Genomic DNA, 19,394 nt, shown 5'->3' with positions numbered 1-19,394 from the left:
GTTCACAAAACAGACTGAAAGAGTAAACTTCGCATCCGCTAAGAACATTCCGAATTATCCGGATTTCTTGGACATTCAGATTAAATCATTTCAAGATTTCTTTCAACTTGAAACAAAATCTGACGAAAGGGGCAATGAGGGTTTGTACAACACCTTCATGGAAAACTTTCCAATAACTGATACAAGAAACCAATTTGTACTGGAGTTTCTGGATTATTTCATAGATCCACCTAGATATTCCATTCAGGAATGTATTGAAAGGGGTCTTACATATAGCGTACCCCTAAAGGCACGTTTAAAACTTTATTGTACCGATCCGGAACATGAGGATTTTGAGACTATTGTTCAGGATGTATATTTAGGTACTATACCTTATATGACTCCTAGCGGGACTTTCGTAATCAATGGGGCAGAACGTGTTGTTGTTTCACAATTACATCGTTCTCCCGGGGTATTCTTCGGTCAATCTTTTCACGCTAACGGCACCAAATTATATTCTGCAAGGGTAATTCCTTTTAAAGGCTCCTGGATAGAATTTGCCACGGATATCAATAGTGTAATGTATGCCTACATTGACAGGAAGAAAAAATTACCGGTAACTACGCTGTTCAGGGCAATTGGGTTTGAAAGAGATAAAGATATTCTTGAAATCTTTGATTTATCTGAAGAAGTAAAAGTTTCTAAAACCGGACTAAAAAAGATATTAGGCCGTAAACTGGCAGCTCGTGTACTTAATACCTGGCACGAGGATTTTGTTGATGAAGATACAGGGGAGGTTGTTTCCATAGAAAGAAATGAAATAGTCCTCGATCGGGATACTGTTCTCGAAAAAGAACATATTGATGAAATTATTGAGGCAGATGTGAAAACCGTTCTGCTTCACAAAGAGAATAATGCGCAAAGTGATTATGCAATTATTCATAACACATTACAAAAAGACCCTACAAATTCTGAGAAAGAAGCAGTTGAACATATTTACCGACAATTGCGAAACGCAGAACCGCCGGATGAAGAAACGGCACGTGGAATTATTGATAAGTTATTTTTCTCAGATCAACGTTACAATTTAGGTGAAGTTGGCCGGTATAGGATGAATAAAAAACTTGGTTTGGATATTGGTATGGATAAACAAGTCCTTACTAAAGAGGATATTATCACCATAATCAAGTATTTAATAGAACTTATCAATTCTAAAGCAGAAATTGATGATATAGATCACCTTTCCAACAGACGTGTCAGAACTGTAGGAGAGCAGTTGTCATCCCAGTTTGGTGTTGGATTGGCTCGTATGGCCAGGACCATTCGCGAGCGAATGAATGTAAGGGATAATGAAGTATTTACACCTATTGATCTGATAAATGCCAAGACGCTGTCTTCTGTGATAAATTCATTTTTTGGTACGAACCAATTATCACAGTTCATGGATCAGACCAATCCTCTTGCAGAAATTACACACAAGAGAAGATTGTCTGCCCTTGGACCAGGAGGTCTTTCACGGGAACGTGCAGGATTTGAGGTACGTGATGTTCACTATACGCATTATGGAAGGCTTTGTCCGATAGAAACACCCGAGGGACCTAATATTGGACTTATTTCTTCGCTGGCAGTTTTTGCCAAAGTGAATCCGATGGGTTTCCTTGAAACGCCATATCGAAAAGTTGATAATGGAAAAGTAAATACTAAAGACTTTGTATACCTGAGTGCTGAAGAAGAAGAAGGCATGAAGATATCGCAGGCCAATATCCCTCTAAAGGATAATGGTGCGATTGAGCAGGAAAAAGTTATAGCCAGGGAAGAGGGAGATTTTCCGGTTGTGGATCCAAAAGAGGTAAATTATACCGATGTTGCTCCTAATCAGATAGCGTCTATATCTGCTTCTTTAATTCCTTTCCTGGAACATGACGATGCGAACAGGGCATTGATGGGGTCTAATATGATGCGTCAGGCAGTTCCATTGTTAAAGCCACAGTCACCGATTGTTGGGACAGGTTTAGAAAGACAGGTTGCTTCAGACTCCAGGGTATTGATAAATGCCGAAGGTGATGGTGTAATAGAATATGTTGATTCTCAAAAGATCACAATCAATTACAAACGAACCGACGCAGAAAAACTGGTAAGTTTTGAAGATGATTCCAAGACTTATGAATTGGTTAAGTTTAGAAAAACCAACCAGGGTACAAGTATCAATCTTAAACCAATCGTTCAAAAAGGGGATAAGGTTAAAAAAGGACAGGTTCTATGCGAAGGCTACGCTACTGAAAGTGGTGAACTGGCACTGGGTAGAAACCTGAAAGTAGCTTTTATGCCGTGGAAAGGATATAATTTTGAAGATGCGATAGTTATTTCCGAAAAAGTGGTGCGTGAAGATATCTTTACTTCTATTCATATTGATGAGTACTCACTGGAAGTTAGGGATACTAAATTAGGAGCGGAGGAATTAACGAATGACATTCCAAATGTTTCGGAAGAGGCCACCAAAGATCTCGACGAATATGGTATGATCAGGATTGGTGCAGAGGTTAAACCTGGAGACATTCTCATTGGTAAAATTACACCAAAAGGTGAGTCTGACCCCACACCTGAAGAAAAACTGCTTCGGGCAATCTTTGGAGATAAAGCCGGAGATGTTAAGGATGCTTCTTTAAAAGCCTCACCATCGTTACGAGGTGTCGTAATTGATAAAAAGTTATTCTCTCGTTCTATAAAGGATAAACGCAAACGTTCAGAAGACAAGGAAGCAATTTCTAATTTGGAGCTGCAATACGAATTAAAATTCCAGGAGCTAAAAGAAATCTTAGTAGAGAAGTTGTTCAAGCTTATAAATGGGAAGACTTCTCAGGGTGTATTGAATGATCTTGGAGAAGAAGTTTTGCCTAAGGGTAAAAAGTATACCATGAAAATGTTGAATGCTGTTGACGACTTTGCCCATCTTGTTGGGGGTAGTTGGACTATAGATAAAGACACCAATTTTATGGTTGCCGACTTACTTCACAACTACAAGATTAAACTGAACGATTTACAGGGGAATCTTAGAAGAGATAAGTTTACCATATCTGTTGGAGATGAATTACCTGCTGGTATCATGAAACTGGCTAAAGTTTACATCGCTAAAAAACGTAAATTAAAAGTTGGTGACAAAATGGCGGGACGCCATGGAAACAAAGGTATCGTTGCCCGGATTGTTAGGCAGGAAGATATGCCTTTCTTAGAGGATGGAACTCCGGTTGATATTGTATTAAATCCATTAGGGGTACCATCGCGTATGAATATTGGTCAGATCTATGAAACTGTTCTTGGATGGGCAGGACAAAAACTCGATAGAAAATACGCAACTCCAATTTTTGATGGTGCTACCATTGATCAGATTAATGAATTTACAGACGAAGCCGGAATCCCAAGATTTGGTCATACGTATCTCTATGACGGAGGAACAGGCCAACGTTTTGATCAGGCTGCAACTGTAGGCGTAATCTATATGTTGAAATTAGGACATATGGTAGACGATAAAATGCACGCTCGTTCCATTGGGCCATATTCATTGATAACACAGCAACCCTTAGGAGGTAAAGCACAATTTGGTGGACAACGTTTTGGAGAAATGGAAGTTTGGGCTCTTGAAGCATATGGTGCATCTGCAACCCTTCGTGAGATTTTAACAGTAAAATCTGATGATGTTATTGGTCGTGCCAAGACCTATGAATCAATTGTCAAGGGCGAAACAATGCCGGAACCTGGCTTGCCAGAATCTTTCAATGTACTGATGCATGAACTTAAGGGATTAGGTTTGGATATTAGACTTGAAGAATAATAGTTTTTTTACATATATTAAATATACTATCACCATATCATAATGGCTAGAATAAAAGATAATACTGCAATAAAAAGGTTTGACAAAATTTCAATTGGACTGGCTTCTCCTGAATCAATTTTAGGTGAATCCCGTGGGGAAGTTTTAAAACCAGAAACTATTAATTATAGAACTCATAAACCTGAACGCGACGGATTGTTCTGTGAACGCATTTTTGGTCCTGTAAAGGATTATGAATGTGCGTGCGGTAAGTACAAACGTATCCGCTATAGAGGAATTGTATGCGATAGATGTGGCGTTGAAGTAACTGAAAAAAAGGTTCGCCGTGACCGGGTAGGACATATAAATTTAGTTGTACCAGTCGCTCATATTTGGTATTTCCGTTCCTTACCTAATAAAATAGGTTACCTCCTTGGATTGCCATCCAAGAAACTGGACATGATTATTTATTATGAGCGGTATGTTGTGATTCAACCGGGGATAGCTAAAGGACCTGAAGGTGAAGAAATTCAAAAATTGGATTTCCTGACTGAAGAGGAGTATTTGAATATTCTCGATTCTATTCCACCGGAAAATCAATATTTGGAAGACTCAGATCCCAATAAATTTATAGCTAAAATGGGTGCAGAATGTCTGATCGATTTGCTTTCGCGAATTGACCTGCAGCAACTTTCCTATGATTTGAGACACAAGGCGAACACCGAAACTTCTAAACAACGTAAAACGGAAGCTTTAAAAAGACTTCAGGTTGTTGAGGCATTACGGGAATCTCAGGATAACAGGGATAACAAACCGGAATGGATGATCATGAAAGTAGTGCCGGTTATTCCACCGGAGTTACGTCCTCTTGTTCCTTTGGATGGAGGTCGTTTTGCTACTTCTGATCTAAATGATTTATACAGACGTGTAATTATAAGAAATAATCGCCTTAAGCGATTGATGGAAATAAAAGCACCTGAGGTTATCTTAAGAAATGAAAAGCGAATGCTTCAGGAAGCTGTTGATTCACTTTTTGATAATACAAGAAAGGCATCAGCAGTAAAAACTGAATCAAACAGACCATTGAAATCTCTTTCCGATTCCTTAAAAGGAAAGCAGGGGCGTTTTCGCCAGAACTTGTTAGGAAAAAGGGTTGATTATTCTGCACGTTCAGTAATTGTTGTGGGACCTGAAATGAACCTTTTTGAATGTGGTCTTCCAAAAGATATGGCTGCTGAGCTCTACAAGCCCTTTGTTATCAGAAAACTGATCGAAAGAGGGATTGTTAAAACGGTGAAGTCGGCTAAAAAGATCATAGATAAAAAGGAACCTGTTGTTTGGGACATATTGGAAAATGTCCTGAAAGGGCATCCCGTTTTACTTAACCGGGCCCCCACCTTACACAGATTAGGGATACAGGCTTTTCAACCCAAACTAATAGAAGGTAAGGCAATTCGTTTACATCCTTTAGTTTGTACGGCCTTTAATGCGGATTTTGATGGAGATCAAATGGCGGTTCATTTACCATTGGGACCTGAAGCTATTCTGGAAGCCCAACTTTTAATGTTGGCGTCCCATAATATATTGAATCCGGCTAACGGTTCTCCGATCACCGTACCTTCACAGGATATGGTTCTTGGGTTATATTATATGACCAAAGAGCGTAAATCTACCAAGGAAGTTCCTGTAAGAGGTGAAGGTTTGACTTTCTACTCCTACGAAGAAGTAGTAATTGCATTTAATGAGGATAAGGTTGAGCTTAATGCAGGTATTAAGGTTAGAGCTAAGGATTTTAATGAAGAAGGAGAATTGGTTGACCAGATTATCCCTACTACTGTTGGTAGAGTATTGTTTAATATGGTTGTGCCGGAAGAGGCCGGTTATGTCAACGAAGTACTTAACAAGAAGTCTTTAAGGGATATTATCGGAAAGATCCTTGCGGTGACAGATGTACCTACTACCGCAGCTTTTCTCGATTTGATAAAGACGATGGGCTATGAATTTGCTTTCAAAGGTGGATTGTCATTTAGCCTTGGTGATATTATTATTCCTAAGGAAAAGCACACTATGATTGCCGATGCCAATGAACAGGTAGATGGCATTATGATGAATTACAACATGGGTCTTATCACGAATAATGAAAGATATAACCAGGTAATTGATGTTTGGACTTCAACAAATGCAATGTTAACTGAGTTAGCAATGAAGCGTATCCGAGAAGACCAGCAAGGGTTTAATTCGGTTTATATGATGTTGGATTCCGGTGCAAGGGGTTCTAAGGAGCAGATAAGGCAGTTAACCGGTATGCGTGGGTTAATGGCTAAACCCAAGAAATCTACAGCTGGTGGAGGGGAGATTATTGAAAATCCTATTCTTTCTAATTTTAAAGAAGGATTATCTATTTTGGAATACTTTATTTCCACTCACGGTGCTCGTAAAGGACTTGCGGATACAGCTCTGAAGACTGCCGATGCAGGTTACCTTACAAGACGATTGGTTGATGTTTCACAGGATGTTATTGTCAATATAGATGACTGTGGAACGCTTAGGGGGATTGAAGTAGAATCTTTGAAGAAAAATGAAGAGATTGTAGAAACCCTTGGTGAAAGAATTTTAGGAAGAGTTTCTTTACACGATGTCTTCAATCCGTTGACTGAAGAACTTATTTTAAGTGCAGGTCAGCAAATCATGGAGTCTGATGTGAAGATGGTGGAAGCGTTACCGATTGAAAAAGTTGAAGTGCGTTCAGCGCTTACTTGTGAGGCTCCAAAAGGAATATGTGCAAAATGCTATGGCAGGAACCTTTCTACCAATAAGATGGTACAGCGAGGTGAAGCCGTAGGTGTTGTTGCTGCGCAGTCTATTGGAGAACCGGGTACACAGTTAACACTTAGAACATTCCATGTTGGAGGTATCGCTGGTAACATTTCTGAGGAAAGTAAACTGGAGGCTAAGTTTAATGGTCTTGCAGAAATTGAGGACTTGAGGACAGTGAAAGGTCAGAATTCTGAGGGTAAACCAATTAATATTGTAATTTCAAGAACGTCGGAAATTAAAATTGTTGACGCTACTACAGGAATTACACTGAGTACCAATAATATACCTTATGGTTCTCAGATCTTTGTCAAGAATGGCAGCAAGATAAAAAAGGAGGATATTATTTGCCAATGGGATCCTTATAACGGGGTTATTGTTTCAGAATTCCCTGGTAAAATTGCTTACGAAAACATTGAGCAGGGTGTTACATATCAGGTTGAGATTGATGAGCAAACAGGGTTCCAGGAAAAAGTTATTTCGGAATCCAGGAATAAGAAACTCATTCCAACCTTATTGATACAAGATTCTAAAGGTGAAGTGTTGCGTTCGTACAACCTGCCAGTTGGCTCTCATTTAATGGTAGATGATGGCGATAAGATTAAAGAGGGTAAGATCTTGGTTAAAATACCGCGTAAATCAGCCAAAGCCGGTGATATTACAGGTGGTTTACCTAGGGTAACTGAACTTTTTGAAGCTCGTAATCCTTCTAATCCGGCGGTCGTATCTGAAATAGATGGCGTTGTATCGTTCGGTAAAATTAAGAGAGGTAACAGGGAGATCATTATTGAATCCAAACTTGGTGAGATCAAGAAATACCTTGTAAAACTTTCTAACCAGATATTGGTTCAGGAGAATGATTATGTTCGTGCAGGGATGGCTTTATCCGACGGATCAATTACACCGGAAGATATCCTGGCAATAAAAGGTCCTTCTGCCGTACAACAATATCTTGTTAATGAAGTACAGGAAGTATATCGACTACAGGGTGTAAAAATTAACGATAAGCACTTTGAAGTAGTGGTACGTCAGATGATGCGAAAGGTTCGTATTCAGGATTCTGGGGATACTACATTCCTTGAAAATCAGTTGGTGCATAAAGACGATTTTATCAGGGAAAATGATGAAATCTTTGGTAAGAAAGTAGTTGAGGAGCCCGGCGAATCTGAAAACCTTAAGGCAGGCCAAATTATTACGGCACGTGAATTAAGAGATGAGAATTCAATCTTGAGACGTGGCGATAAAACCTTGGTAGGTGCCCGGGATGCTGTTTCGGCTACCGCAACACCTATACTGCAGGGTATCACGAGAGCATCCTTGCAGACCAAATCGTTTATTTCTGCAGCATCATTCCAGGAAACAACAAAAGTCCTTAATGAAGCAGCTGTTAGCGGAAAGGTCGATTACCTTGAAGGATTAAAAGAAAATGTTATTGTAGGTCATAAGATTCCGGCCGGTACAGGTATGCGGGATTATGAGAATATAATCGTGGGCTCTAAAGAGGAATACGATGAAATTATGGCACGCAAAGAGGAATTAAAATTTTAAACTCATTAACCCTCAATTTCTTAATTGGGGGTTTTTGTTTGGGATATTGGATCATTTTTTGAAATCAAAAATGGAAGAAAAAACTCAGAAACAAAAACAAATTAATATAGAGCTGGATGAAAAAACAGCGGAGGGAATTTACTCTAACCTGGCCATTATAAATCATTCCGTTTCGGAATTTGTAGTGGACTTTATTAGCATGATGCCCGGTGCACCAAAAGCGAAGGTAAAAAGCAGGATTGTACTTACACCGCAGCATGCAAAGAAATTTTTGAAAGCCCTTAATGATAATGTGAACCGTTTTGAAAAAGCGCACGGTACAATAAAGGATTATGAACAACCGTCTATTCCGTTAAATTTCGGACCTACGGGGGAAGCATAATAAAAACCCTTGAATTGTTCAATTCAGGGGTTTTTTAGTTTATATAAATTAGGTACTCCTCACTCAAATTCTGAAGTGAAATGCAGTTTAACCGTGGGGTATTTTTGTTGTGCCATCTGCAATGAAAATTGTGAGTCTGCCAGAAACACAAGCTGTCCACGTTTATCTTTAGCCAGGAATTTTTGTTTTACCCTAATAAATTCTTTATACTCATCGTTATTGGGATCCTCGGGATCAATCCAGCATGCTTTGTGAACAGGAAAATTTTCATAGGTACATTTAGCACCATACTCATGTTCCAATCTATACTGAATTACTTCATATTGCAGGGCACCCACCGTGCCAATAACTTTTCTGCCATTTAATTCTAAAGTAAATAATTGTGCTACCCCTTCGTCCATCAATTGATCTATTCCTTTATTTAACTGCTTGGACTTCATGGGATCCGCATTGTTAATATACCTGAAATGTTCAGGAGAGAAATTAGGGATTCCCTTATAATGTAAAATTTCACCTTCAGTTAAAGTATCACCTATCTTAAAATTACCCGTGTCGTGCAACCCTACTATGTCGCCCGGATAGGATATATCTACAATTTCCTTTTTTTCTGCAAAAAATGCATTCGGACTTGAAAATTTCAGCTTCTTATTATGCCTTACATGCAGATAAGGTTTATTGCGCTCAAATGTTCCGGACACAATTTTTACAAATGCCAGTCGATCTCGGTGTTTTGGGTCCATATTCGCATGAATTTTGAACACAAAACCTGAAAGTTCTTTTTCATTGGCATGAACTACGCGTTCTTCGGCAATTTTTGATTTGGGGTATGGGGCTATTTCAATAAAACAATCCAGGAGCTCTTTTACTCCAAAATTATTGAGGGCAGAGCCAAAAAAAACCGGTTGTAATGAACCTTCCAGATACTCCTCCTTATCAAAAGCGGGATATACCCCGGTCACCAACTCCATATTTTCCCTTAAGGTTTCAGCAGCTTCAGTACCAATTATGTTTTCCAGTTCGGGACTGGTTATGTCATCAAATTCAATTACGTCTGAAATATTTTTTTTACTGTCGCCGCTAAATAGGTTAATATTCTTTTCATAAATATTATAAATGCCCTTAAAGTCATAGCCCATTCCAATTGGAAAACTCAGCGGGGTAACTTTTAATCCCAGTTCCTGCTCTACTTCATCCAAAAGGTCAAAAGCATCCTTGCCTTCCCGGTCAAGTTTATTTATAAACACGATCATAGGAATGTTGCGCATCCTACATACTTCAACCAGTTTTTTAGTTTGTTCCTCTACACCTTTGGCGACATCAATTACAACGATGACACTATCTACGGCGGTAAGTGTTCTAAAGGTATCTTCGGCGAAGTCCTTATGCCCCGGTGTGTCTAGTATATTTATTTTTTTATCCTTGTATATGAAAGCAAGTACCGAGGTGGCTACAGAAATTCCCCGCTGACGCTCAATTTCCATAAAGTCGCTGGTAGCCGTTTTCTTTATCTTGTTGTTTTTTACAGCTCCTGCTTCTTGTATGGCTCCCCCGAACAATAGAAGTTTTTCCGTAAGCGTTGTTTTACCGGCGTCGGGGTGGGAAATAATACCAAAGGTTCTTCTTTTTTCAATTTCTTTTATGAAACTCACTGCAAAAATTTGTGCAAAAATACGGCAAATTTAATAGCTCAATAAGAATAGAAAGGTTTTTTTGGCAACTATATAAAACGGGCCAAATGTGAATAGTTATTCAATGGGAGAATTGTTTTTCCAATGATACAATATGGGTAAATAAATATTATTCGATGAACGGTTCGCATTTTCCGATTTTGGCAGTTTAGAATTCTAATATTCTCAAATTTTCATTTGTCCTAGTCCTCCTTGAGCCAAGAAAATGTAGCGGTTTAACGAGTTTTGAGGTTATTGACAGATAATTGTTAACTTATGTTTTTAATTGAATTTGATGCTAGCAAATTTAACTATATCTTGCAACGATAATATGGAGTAGCCCTATCTCTTACATCAAATTTCCTACAACGCCATGGTGATATGTTTAATTGAAAACTATCATTTATATGGAGAATTTTACCCCAACCAAAATACAAGAACAGTCAATTCGCGGCTACACTATGTTATTTGCCCTTCTGGTCTTGCTACTTTGTACTTCATTTGAAAGCATACCGACCGAACTTCCTGAAATAAACACGTATACCGAGACAGATACTGATAACGATGGTGTTGCCGATCTTACAGATATTGATGATGATAATGATGGTATTATTGATGCTATTGAGGATAAAAATGAAGATGGAGATGATAATCCATTAACGCATCCGACGGATTTTGATAATGATGGGATTCCCAATCATCTGGATATTGATTCTGATAATGACGGAATAATCGATAATGTTGAAGCACAGCCAACACATGGGTATATCGCACCGGGCGGAATTGATTCAGATGGTAATGGACTCGATGATAATTATGAAGAAACCCCTGGAAGTTGTGGCGGACTAATACCAATCGACACTGATTTAGATACTCATCCTGATTATTTGGATATAGATAGTGACAACGACGGCATCTTAGATAATGTTGAAGCACAAACAACTTCAGGATTTCAGGCCCCTTGTGGTATGGACTCCGATGGAAACGGACTTGATGACCATTATGAGGAAACTCCGGGAAGCTGCGGTGGACTGGTTCCGGTAAATACAGATGGAGATTATCAGCCGGATTATAGGGATATCGACTCAGATAATGACGGTATTCTGGATAATGTTGAAGCCCAGGAGACGGCAGCATTTCAACCTCCATGCGGAATGGATAGCGATGGTAATGGTCTTGATGATCATTACGAGCACTCACCAGGATCGGGGGAAGGATTACATCCGATAAATTCAGATAATGACCCAAATCCTGATTTTAGGGATATCGACTCAGAAAATGATGGTTTACCGGACAATATTGAAGCACAGACCACCAGTGGTTATGTCCTGCCTTCAGGAATGGATGATGATAAAGACGGATTGGATAATGCGTATGAGGGTTCTGGTGATCAAGGCCTGATACCCGTGAATACGGATGGTACGGACGAGGTGGATTATTTGGATACCGATACTGATAATGATCTTGTGCCGGATAACAATGAAGGGAACGACTTTAATTTTGATGGGATCCCGGATCAGAATTTTACCGGCACAGATACGGATGGTGACGGCCTTGATGATGGTTATGAGGGGAGTAATTTAAATGATCCTTATCTGGTAAATGATGAAATCACAGACCCGGCCACGGATTTACCGGATACCGATGGCACTGGGGATGTCAACTACCGCGATATTGATGACGATGGTGATGGCCTGGATACTCCGGATGAGGATACTGATGGTGATGGTGACCCAACCAATGATGATACCAGTGGCAATGGCACACCGGATTATTTGGATCCTGATACTACAAATACAGATCCTGATACGGATGGAGATGGCGTAAAGGATAGTACGGACTTAGATGATGATAATGATGGTATACTGGATACGGAAGAAGATCCGAATCTGGATAATGATAATAATCCATTAACCAATCCATTGGATAGTGATGGCGACGGTTTTCCAAACCACCTGGATATTGATTCAGATAATGATGGTTTACCAGACAATATTGAAGCACAAACTACCAGCGGCTATATTTTACCTAACGAAGATGATGAGGCTACTTATGTGTCTAATGATGGTGTAAACTCGGCTTATATTGGCGGTCTAACTCCTGAGAATACAGATGGTACGGATGAATTGGATTATTTAGATTCGGATACCGACAATGATCTGGTACCTGATAATAATGAAGGGAACGACTTTAATTTTGATGGAATCCCGGATCAGAATTTTACCGGCACAGATACGGATGGTGATGGCCTTGATGATGGTTATGAGGGGAGTAATTTAAATGATCCTTTTCTGGTAAATGATGAAATCACAGACCCTGCAACTGATTTACCGGATACCGATGGCACTGAGGATGTCAACTATAGGGATATTGATGACGATGGTGATGGTCTGGATACTCCGGATGAGGATACCGATGGTGACGGCGACCCTACCAATGACGATTGCAGCGGTAATGGAACGCCAAATTATTTGGATTCGGAAACGACCACTTGCGATCCTGATTCTGATGGTGATGGTGTAACTGATGAGGATGAAGTAACAGATGAAACCGATCCATCAGATCCATGTGATTTTATATTAGCCAGTCAGACTGTAACTCCTTCCGATGAATGGAACAATCTGGATTGCGATGGCGATGGGGTTACCAATGGTGATGAAGTTTCAGATGGAACAGATCCCTTAGATTCCTGTGACTTAATACTCGCAAGTGTAACGGTGACACCAACCTCAGATTGGGATAGCCTGGATTGTGATGGTGATGGGGTAACCAATGGTGATGAAGTTTCGGACGGAACGGATCCATTGGACTCATGTGACTTAATTCTTGCAAGCGTAACGGTGACACCAACAACTGATTGGGACAACCTGGATTGCGATGGAGACGGGGTAACCAATGGGGATGAAGTTTCGGATGCAACAGATCCCTTAGATCCATGCGATTTTAATCAGGATAGTGTAACACTCACCCCAAGTGGGGATTATTTGGCAGCAGATTGTGATGGTGACGGGGTAACAAATGGGGATGAGGCCACAGATGGAACAGATCCATTGGACTCCTGTGATTTTTTACTGGCAAGTCAAACAGTAACCCCAACAACTGATTGGGACAACCTGGATTGTGACGGCGACGGGGTTACCAATGGTGATGAAGTTTCAGATGGCACGGATCCCTTAGATTCCTGTGATTTAATACTCGCAAGCGTAACAGTAACTGCTTCCGATGAATGGAACAATCTGGATTGCGATGGAGACGGTGTAATTAATGGGGATGAAGTTTCGGATGGAACAGACCCTTTAGATCCTTGTGATTTATTACTGGCTAGTCAAACAGTAACACCATCGGACGAATGGAATCTTCTGGATTGTGATAACGACGGAAATCCTAACGGCATGGATCCTAACCCTCTTACGGCAACAGCTGTTGACGATAACGGAACTACGCCACCGCTAACCGAAGTGGTTATTAATATCCTGGAAAACGATGATTACCTGCCAAACAATGATCCGAACAATCTGGGGACTACATCAATTACCAGAATAGGGGGGGATGCTACCGGAGAAGTTACCTTTGATCCGGAAACCGGCGAATTGTCTTATACCCCAACTGAAGCTGAAACCAACACCAATGTAACCATTGTCTATGAGGTGTGTAATACAGATCCCGAACCGGATGTATGTGCATCTGCAACGGTTACTATATTCATTACTGATAACCCAATTGATGCTGTGGATGATGATTTCAGTGAATTTCCAGTAGATGGTGATGAAGGAGGAATTGTCGAAGGGGCGAATATTTTTGATAATGATACTTTAAATGGTGAGCCAGTAGATCCGGAGGATGTTGTCTTAACGTCTAATCCAACAGGTGCACTGACAATAAACCCTGACGGAACTGTAAATGTTACTCCATTAACTGAACCAGGAGTATATACTATAGAATACACCATCTGCGAAATTGCGAATCCCATAAACTGTGATACGGCAACAGTGACCGTAGAAGTAATAATTGTTACGATTGATGCAGTGGATGATGACTATAGTGATATTTTTATAGATGGTGAAATAGGTGGTGTAGTGCCCGACAGCAATGTTCTGGACAATGATACTTTAAATGGACTGGACATAGATCCGGATGAAGTAACCATTACCTCTATACCAACCGACGTATTAATGGTGAATTCTGACGGCACAGTTAGTGTTGCCCCGGAAACACCGACAGGATCGTACACCATTGAATATACGATATGTGAGGTTGCGAAACCAACAAATTGTGATACTGCCACCGTAACCGTATTAGTCTCCGAGGTACTACCTACCGAAGTAGAGGTAAATCAATTGTTAACACCTAACGGAGATGGCAGAAACGATTTTCTTTTTATTAATGGAATAGAAAACGTGTTCAATAATTCTCTGAAAATATTTAATAGATGGGGTATTGCCGTTTATGAGGGCAGAAACTACAATAATCAAAATAATGTTTTTGATGGAAGATCAAGGGGAAGATCAACAATCAATGTTGATGACTATCTGCCAGCTGGCGTTTATTTCTATATCTTTGAATACCAAATAGACCAGGAAAGTATTTCCAAAACTGGTTATCTCTACATAAGCAAATAATACATGGTAAAGTATATTATAAATCATAAGCGGCATTTTGTTTCTCTAATATTCATTTTTACCACGATGGGAAGCTTACTGGCACAGCAAGATGCGCAGTATACTCAGTATATGTATAACACAATGAGTGTTAATCCGGCATATGCAGGTTCACGGGGACAATTAAGTCTTGCAGGTTTATATAGATCACAGTGGGTTGGTCTGGATGGCGCACCTAAAACATTTACATTGAATTTACACTCCCCTATTCGGAACAGTAAATTGGGTTATGGGTTTTCTGTTGTAAACGATAATATTGGTGATGGGGTGGTTCAGGAAACCTATTTGGATGCGGCCCTGTCTTATACTATTGATGTATCAGCAGAAGGAAAATTATCTTTCGGACTAAATTTTGGGGCAAGTATTTTAAATCTGGATTTTAACGGGCTCAACAATTTTGACAATGAACCTATTTCCGGTGATAATATAGATAATAGATTCCAACCAAATTTCGGCTTAGGGGTTTATTACCATACCAATAAATTCTATTTAGGTGTTTCGACGCCAAGATTAATTGCATCAGATTATTTTGATAATTCTCAACGAGATTCAAATAGTGTACAGTTTCTGTCTAGGGAAAAGATTAATTTCTACTTAATAACCGGTCTGGTACTTGATTTAAATAGTCAGTTAAAATTTAAACCTGCCTTACTTACCAAATTGGTTGGCGGTGCACCTTTGCAGGTAGATTTGTCGGCAAGCTTTTTATTAAATGAAAAATTCTCTTTTGGTGTAGCGTATAGATGGGATGCTGCATTCAGCGCATTAATTGGGTTTCAAATATCAGATCAGATCATGCTTGGGCTTGCATACGATAAAGAAACAACGGAATTGGGCAGTACCCGATTTAATGACGGGTCATTTGAATTGTTCCTTAGATTTGAATTGGTTAAATCTTTTCAACGTTTAGTATCACCTAGGTTCTTTTAAAACTACAAGTAATGACAAAGAAAATACTCTTAACTTCTATCCTGACAGTATTTCTGCTGGCCTTGACATCTGCGCAGGAAAGACAGGTAGTCAAGGGTAATAAAAAGTATGCAGAATATTCATTCCGTCCTGCAATAGATATCTATAAAAAAGTATTGGACAAAGGGTACGTCACAAGTGATCTCTTGCAGAAATTAGGGAACTCATACTATTTTAATGCAAATTATGAGGAAGCCGAAAAGGTATATGAACAGTTACTCGAAACCTATGGATCTGAAGTAGGGCCGGAATATCTTTTTAGATACGGACAAACACTTAAAACACTTGGAAACTATACGAAGTCTGATTCAATTTTGGGTAGATTTTCTGAAATGACCGCAAATGATTCACGTGCGCAAATTTTAAAGACTACGAAGGATTACATGGACGAAATTGCCAGAAATTCTGGCCGTTATGATATAGAACTATTTGAGTTCAATTCCAAATATTCAGATTTTGCACCTGCATTTTATAAAGAAGGATTGATTTTTTCTTCAGATCGCGATACCGGCAACCTCGCCAGGTATCGGCATACCTGGAATTCTAAGGATTTCCTGGATATATATAAAGTGAATGCCGACAGTAGTTCGAGCAATCGCGTGGTTAAAATGAATATGATTAATTCCAGATTGCATGAATCTACTTCCGTTGCCACCAAAGATGGAAATACCATTTATTTTACGCGCAACAACTTTGTGGATGGCAAATCTACCAAAGATGATCAGGGTGTAATCCGGTTGAAGATTTTTAGGACTGAGTTGGTAGATGGTGAATGGACCATTCTTGAAGAATTACCTTTTAATAGTGACAGCTATTCAGTGGCACATCCGGCCTTGAGTCCGGACGAGAAAACACTTTATTTTGCTTCAGATATGCCAGATTCCAAAGGTGAATCAGATATCTATAAGGTAGCGATAAAAGATGACGGCACCTTTGGTTCGCCAATAAATTTAGGATATCCGGTAAACACAGAAGCCCGGGAAACTTTCCCTTTTGTGAGCAGCGAAGATATTCTATATTTTTCATCAGACGGCCATCCCGGACTGGGTGGTCTTGATATTTTTGGCATTAAGATCAAATATGAAGATTCACCTAAAACGGTTTTGAACGTGGGAAAACCTGTGAATAGCAAGAGGGATGATTTTTCTTATATTATTGACGAAGATACTAAAAGAGGCTATTTCGCATCTAATCGTGAAAACGGGATGGGAGCAGATGATATTTATCAATTTCTGGAAACAAGACCTTTGCTTTTTGAATGCCTACAGCCGATTACAGGTACCGTTCGCGATAAAATTTCCAATGCTGTGCTTGTTGGGGCCACGGTAAAGGTTATAGATGAGAATAATGAAGAAATCTTATCGGCAATTACCGACAATAACGGAAATTACACCCTGAGTTGCGATTGCAATCAGGGCAATTTTGTTCGAGCACAAACCCAGGGTTATGTGCCTGCAGAGGAATATTTACCCGTATCAGACGGGAAGCCGACAATTATTGACTTTTATTTGGAAAGGGAAATCATCGAAGCCGGATTTGGTGATGACCTTGCGAAACTGCTACAATTGAGTACCATATATTTTGATTTTGGAAAATACGATATCAGGCGCGATGCGGAGATAGAAATACAAAAAGTAATCGCTGCTATGGAAAAATATCCAAGCCTTAAAATAAAGGCAAATTCTCATACAGATAGCAGAGGACCTGATTCCTTTAATCTTTGGTTATCTCAAAAAAGGGCCGAGTCTACTGTGAAATACATGATTTCACAAGGCATCAATGCGGAGCGTCTTGAAGGCGAGGGATATGGGGAAACCCGCCTTGTAAATGAATGTGATGATGGGGTAAAATGCTCCAGAGATAAACACCAGTTAAATCGAAGGTCAGAGTTCATTATTCTGGAATAGATTTATTTAATAATATAAGACTTTAAAGCAGCAACTTTTTATTAACTGCTATGTTCTCTGGTGGTATTCCAAATCAAATATAATCAGGCTTCATCGTTGAATTACACTGCAGAAATCTTCGGAATTCATTAAATATTTAAATCTAAACTTCGATAACCCGGCTTTTCACCAGACGAATTAGCACTTATACAACAAATATTTACTAGAAAGGATAATCAAAGGTATTTTTGATGCTTAATGCGATACCTGCTTAAAAATGAAGTATTATCCCCTACTATTAACTTTGATCCTTCTGGCCTTCTTCGGTTCAGTTGATAAAACTTATGGACAGGGAACCTTCCTGGATAACTTCAATACTACTTCATATTCCAACAATAACGGAACGGCAAATTTTGCAACGAACTGGGTAGAAACCAATGAAGGTACAGATCCATCAAATGGTAGAATACAAATAAATTCAAGTCAATTAAGATTTAGAAACCTGGATGGAAGGAGCATAGCCAGAACTCTTGACCTGTCTATTAGCACGGCAGCTACGCTTACTTTAGATTATAATGCCACTAGCCGTGGAAATGAAGGTTTGCGGGTTCAGCTTTGGAACAACACCACTTTGGCCTATGAGACCGTTGCTACGATTAATACCTCAGTTTCTGGGTCCATATCGCATTCTTTGACAGCTGATCAAATGTCGGCGGCTTCTGCAATTCGATTCGTTGGCGTTGATAATGGGTGGAGCAATGGTGAAATAATTTTTATTGATAATGTACAGTTTGTGGCAACCTCTTCTCCATATATTTCAATAGATGATGTAACGGTAAATGAGAATGCAGGTACGGTCAGTTTTACGGCTACACATATAGGAAATCCTACCGGGGGTCCTTTTACAGTGAATTTTCAAACTGTTGACGGTACTGCTACCGCAGGAAATGATTATACGGCTATCGCAGGCGGAACCTTAAATTTCAATGGTTTAGTAGGTGATACAGAAACCATTGTGGTATCAATAACGGATGACACCTTATTTGAATCCGCAGAAACTTTTACTATTCAATTTACGGGGACATCGGATGTCTCGGTTGATATTACCGATACAGGGATTTGCACTATAAATGATAATGAAGTGGTTTTGGGGAATACCCCGCTTACCCTTTTCAGGGAATTTGACGGTTATATGGACTATACCTCTACAGCCGGCACCCTGAGGACACAACCAAATACGGTAGATCCATGCGCGATTACTACTTCCTCATCCAATACATTGAGTTCTCCAATACCTGCGGGAGCAACCATTGATGCCGCATATCTTTATTGGTCTCATTCCGGGGCTACTATGGATTCTCAGGTAACTTTTGAAGGTACTACGGTAGATGCCCAGGTGGCATATACAACTTCGATAATAGGACTTTCGTTTTATGGTATGTTTAGTGACGTGACCAGTCTTGTAAGTACTATTCCGAATCCATCGACGAATGTCTATGATTTTTCAGGCCTGACAATAGACAATACAGGTTCTTATTGTGGCAGCAGCGTGGTTTTAGGAGGTTGGTCTTTGATGATATTTTACACAGATACAAGTCTCCCGGCTTCAACAATTAATTTATATCAGGGTTTCGATGGGAACCAGAATTCCTCATCCACATTTTCACTAAGCGGTTTTTATGC

8 protein-coding genes are annotated in these 19,394 nt (G+C 39.6%); 7 read left to right on the top strand and 1 reads right to left on the bottom strand.

Translation table 11 applies throughout. The features are described 5' to 3' along the window. From rpoB to Q0X89_RS16055, 3 genes are all read left to right on the top strand, one after another. Window positions 1-3,808: DNA-directed RNA polymerase subunit beta (gene rpoB, locus Q0X89_RS16065; RefSeq protein WP_297696044.1), on the top strand; the 3,808-nt coding region annotated here is incomplete at its 5' end. 42 nt (window positions 3,809-3,850) lie between these two features. Continuing rightward, window positions 3,851-8,149: a DNA-directed RNA polymerase subunit beta' gene (gene rpoC, locus Q0X89_RS16060; protein ID WP_297696041.1), complete on the top strand. Its 4,299-nt coding sequence runs from the start codon at window positions 3,851-3,853 to the stop codon at window positions 8,147-8,149. 70 nt (window positions 8,150-8,219) lie between these two features. After that, complete coding sequence (locus Q0X89_RS16055) at window positions 8,220-8,531, top strand: DUF3467 domain-containing protein (RefSeq protein WP_297696039.1); 312 nt, start codon at window positions 8,220-8,222, stop codon at window positions 8,529-8,531. Between the two features lie 59 nt (window positions 8,532-8,590). On the opposite strand, the gene Q0X89_RS16050 is transcribed toward Q0X89_RS16055, so the two are convergent. Beyond that, a complete protein-coding gene (locus tag Q0X89_RS16050) occupies window positions 8,591-10,180 on the bottom strand; it encodes a peptide chain release factor 3 (RefSeq protein ID WP_297696037.1) in 1,590 nt (529 codons plus the stop codon). Between the two features lie 425 nt (window positions 10,181-10,605). On the opposite strand from Q0X89_RS16050, the gene Q0X89_RS16045 reads away from it, so the two are divergent. The 4 genes from Q0X89_RS16045 to Q0X89_RS16030 all read left to right on the top strand — a co-directional run. After that, window positions 10,606-14,817: a gliding motility-associated C-terminal domain-containing protein gene (locus Q0X89_RS16045; protein WP_297696035.1), complete on the top strand. Its 4,212-nt coding sequence runs from the start codon at window positions 10,606-10,608 to the stop codon at window positions 14,815-14,817. Between the two features lie 3 nt (window positions 14,818-14,820). Next, the gene (locus Q0X89_RS16040) at window positions 14,821-15,786 is read left to right on the top strand and encodes a type IX secretion system membrane protein PorP/SprF (protein ID WP_297696033.1); all 966 of its coding nucleotides are present in this window, start codon (window positions 14,821-14,823) and stop codon (window positions 15,784-15,786) included. An 11-nt stretch (window positions 15,787-15,797) separates the two neighbouring features. Further along, the gene (locus Q0X89_RS16035) at window positions 15,798-17,732 is read left to right on the top strand and encodes an OmpA family protein (RefSeq protein WP_297696032.1); all 1,935 of its coding nucleotides are present in this window, start codon (window positions 15,798-15,800) and stop codon (window positions 17,730-17,732) included. Between the two features lie 256 nt (window positions 17,733-17,988). Continuing rightward, a partial coding sequence (locus Q0X89_RS16030; protein WP_297696030.1) for a Calx-beta domain-containing protein occupies window positions 17,989-19,394 on the top strand: 1,406 nt, incomplete at its 3' end.

The organism is uncultured Eudoraea sp., assembly GCF_947258525.1.
Classification (GTDB): domain Bacteria; phylum Bacteroidota; class Bacteroidia; order Flavobacteriales; family Flavobacteriaceae; genus Eudoraea.
This window is presented reverse-complemented; position numbering and strand designations above follow the sequence as displayed.

What these genes read in the sequence shown, in the direction of transcription:
- rpoC (WP_297696041.1), top strand. Translation starts at nt 3,851, where the DNA reads ATGGCTAGAATAAAAGATAATACTGCAATAAAAAGGTTTGACAAAATT.
- Q0X89_RS16055 (WP_297696039.1), top strand. Translation starts at nt 8,220, where the DNA reads ATGGAAGAAAAAACTCAGAAACAAAAACAAATTAATATAGAGCTGGAT.
- Q0X89_RS16045 (WP_297696035.1), top strand. Translation starts at nt 10,606, where the DNA reads ATGGAGAATTTTACCCCAACCAAAATACAAGAACAGTCAATTCGCGGC.
- Q0X89_RS16040 (WP_297696033.1), top strand. Translation starts at nt 14,821, where the DNA reads ATGGTAAAGTATATTATAAATCATAAGCGGCATTTTGTTTCTCTAATA.
- Q0X89_RS16035 (WP_297696032.1), top strand. Translation starts at nt 15,798, where the DNA reads ATGACAAAGAAAATACTCTTAACTTCTATCCTGACAGTATTTCTGCTG.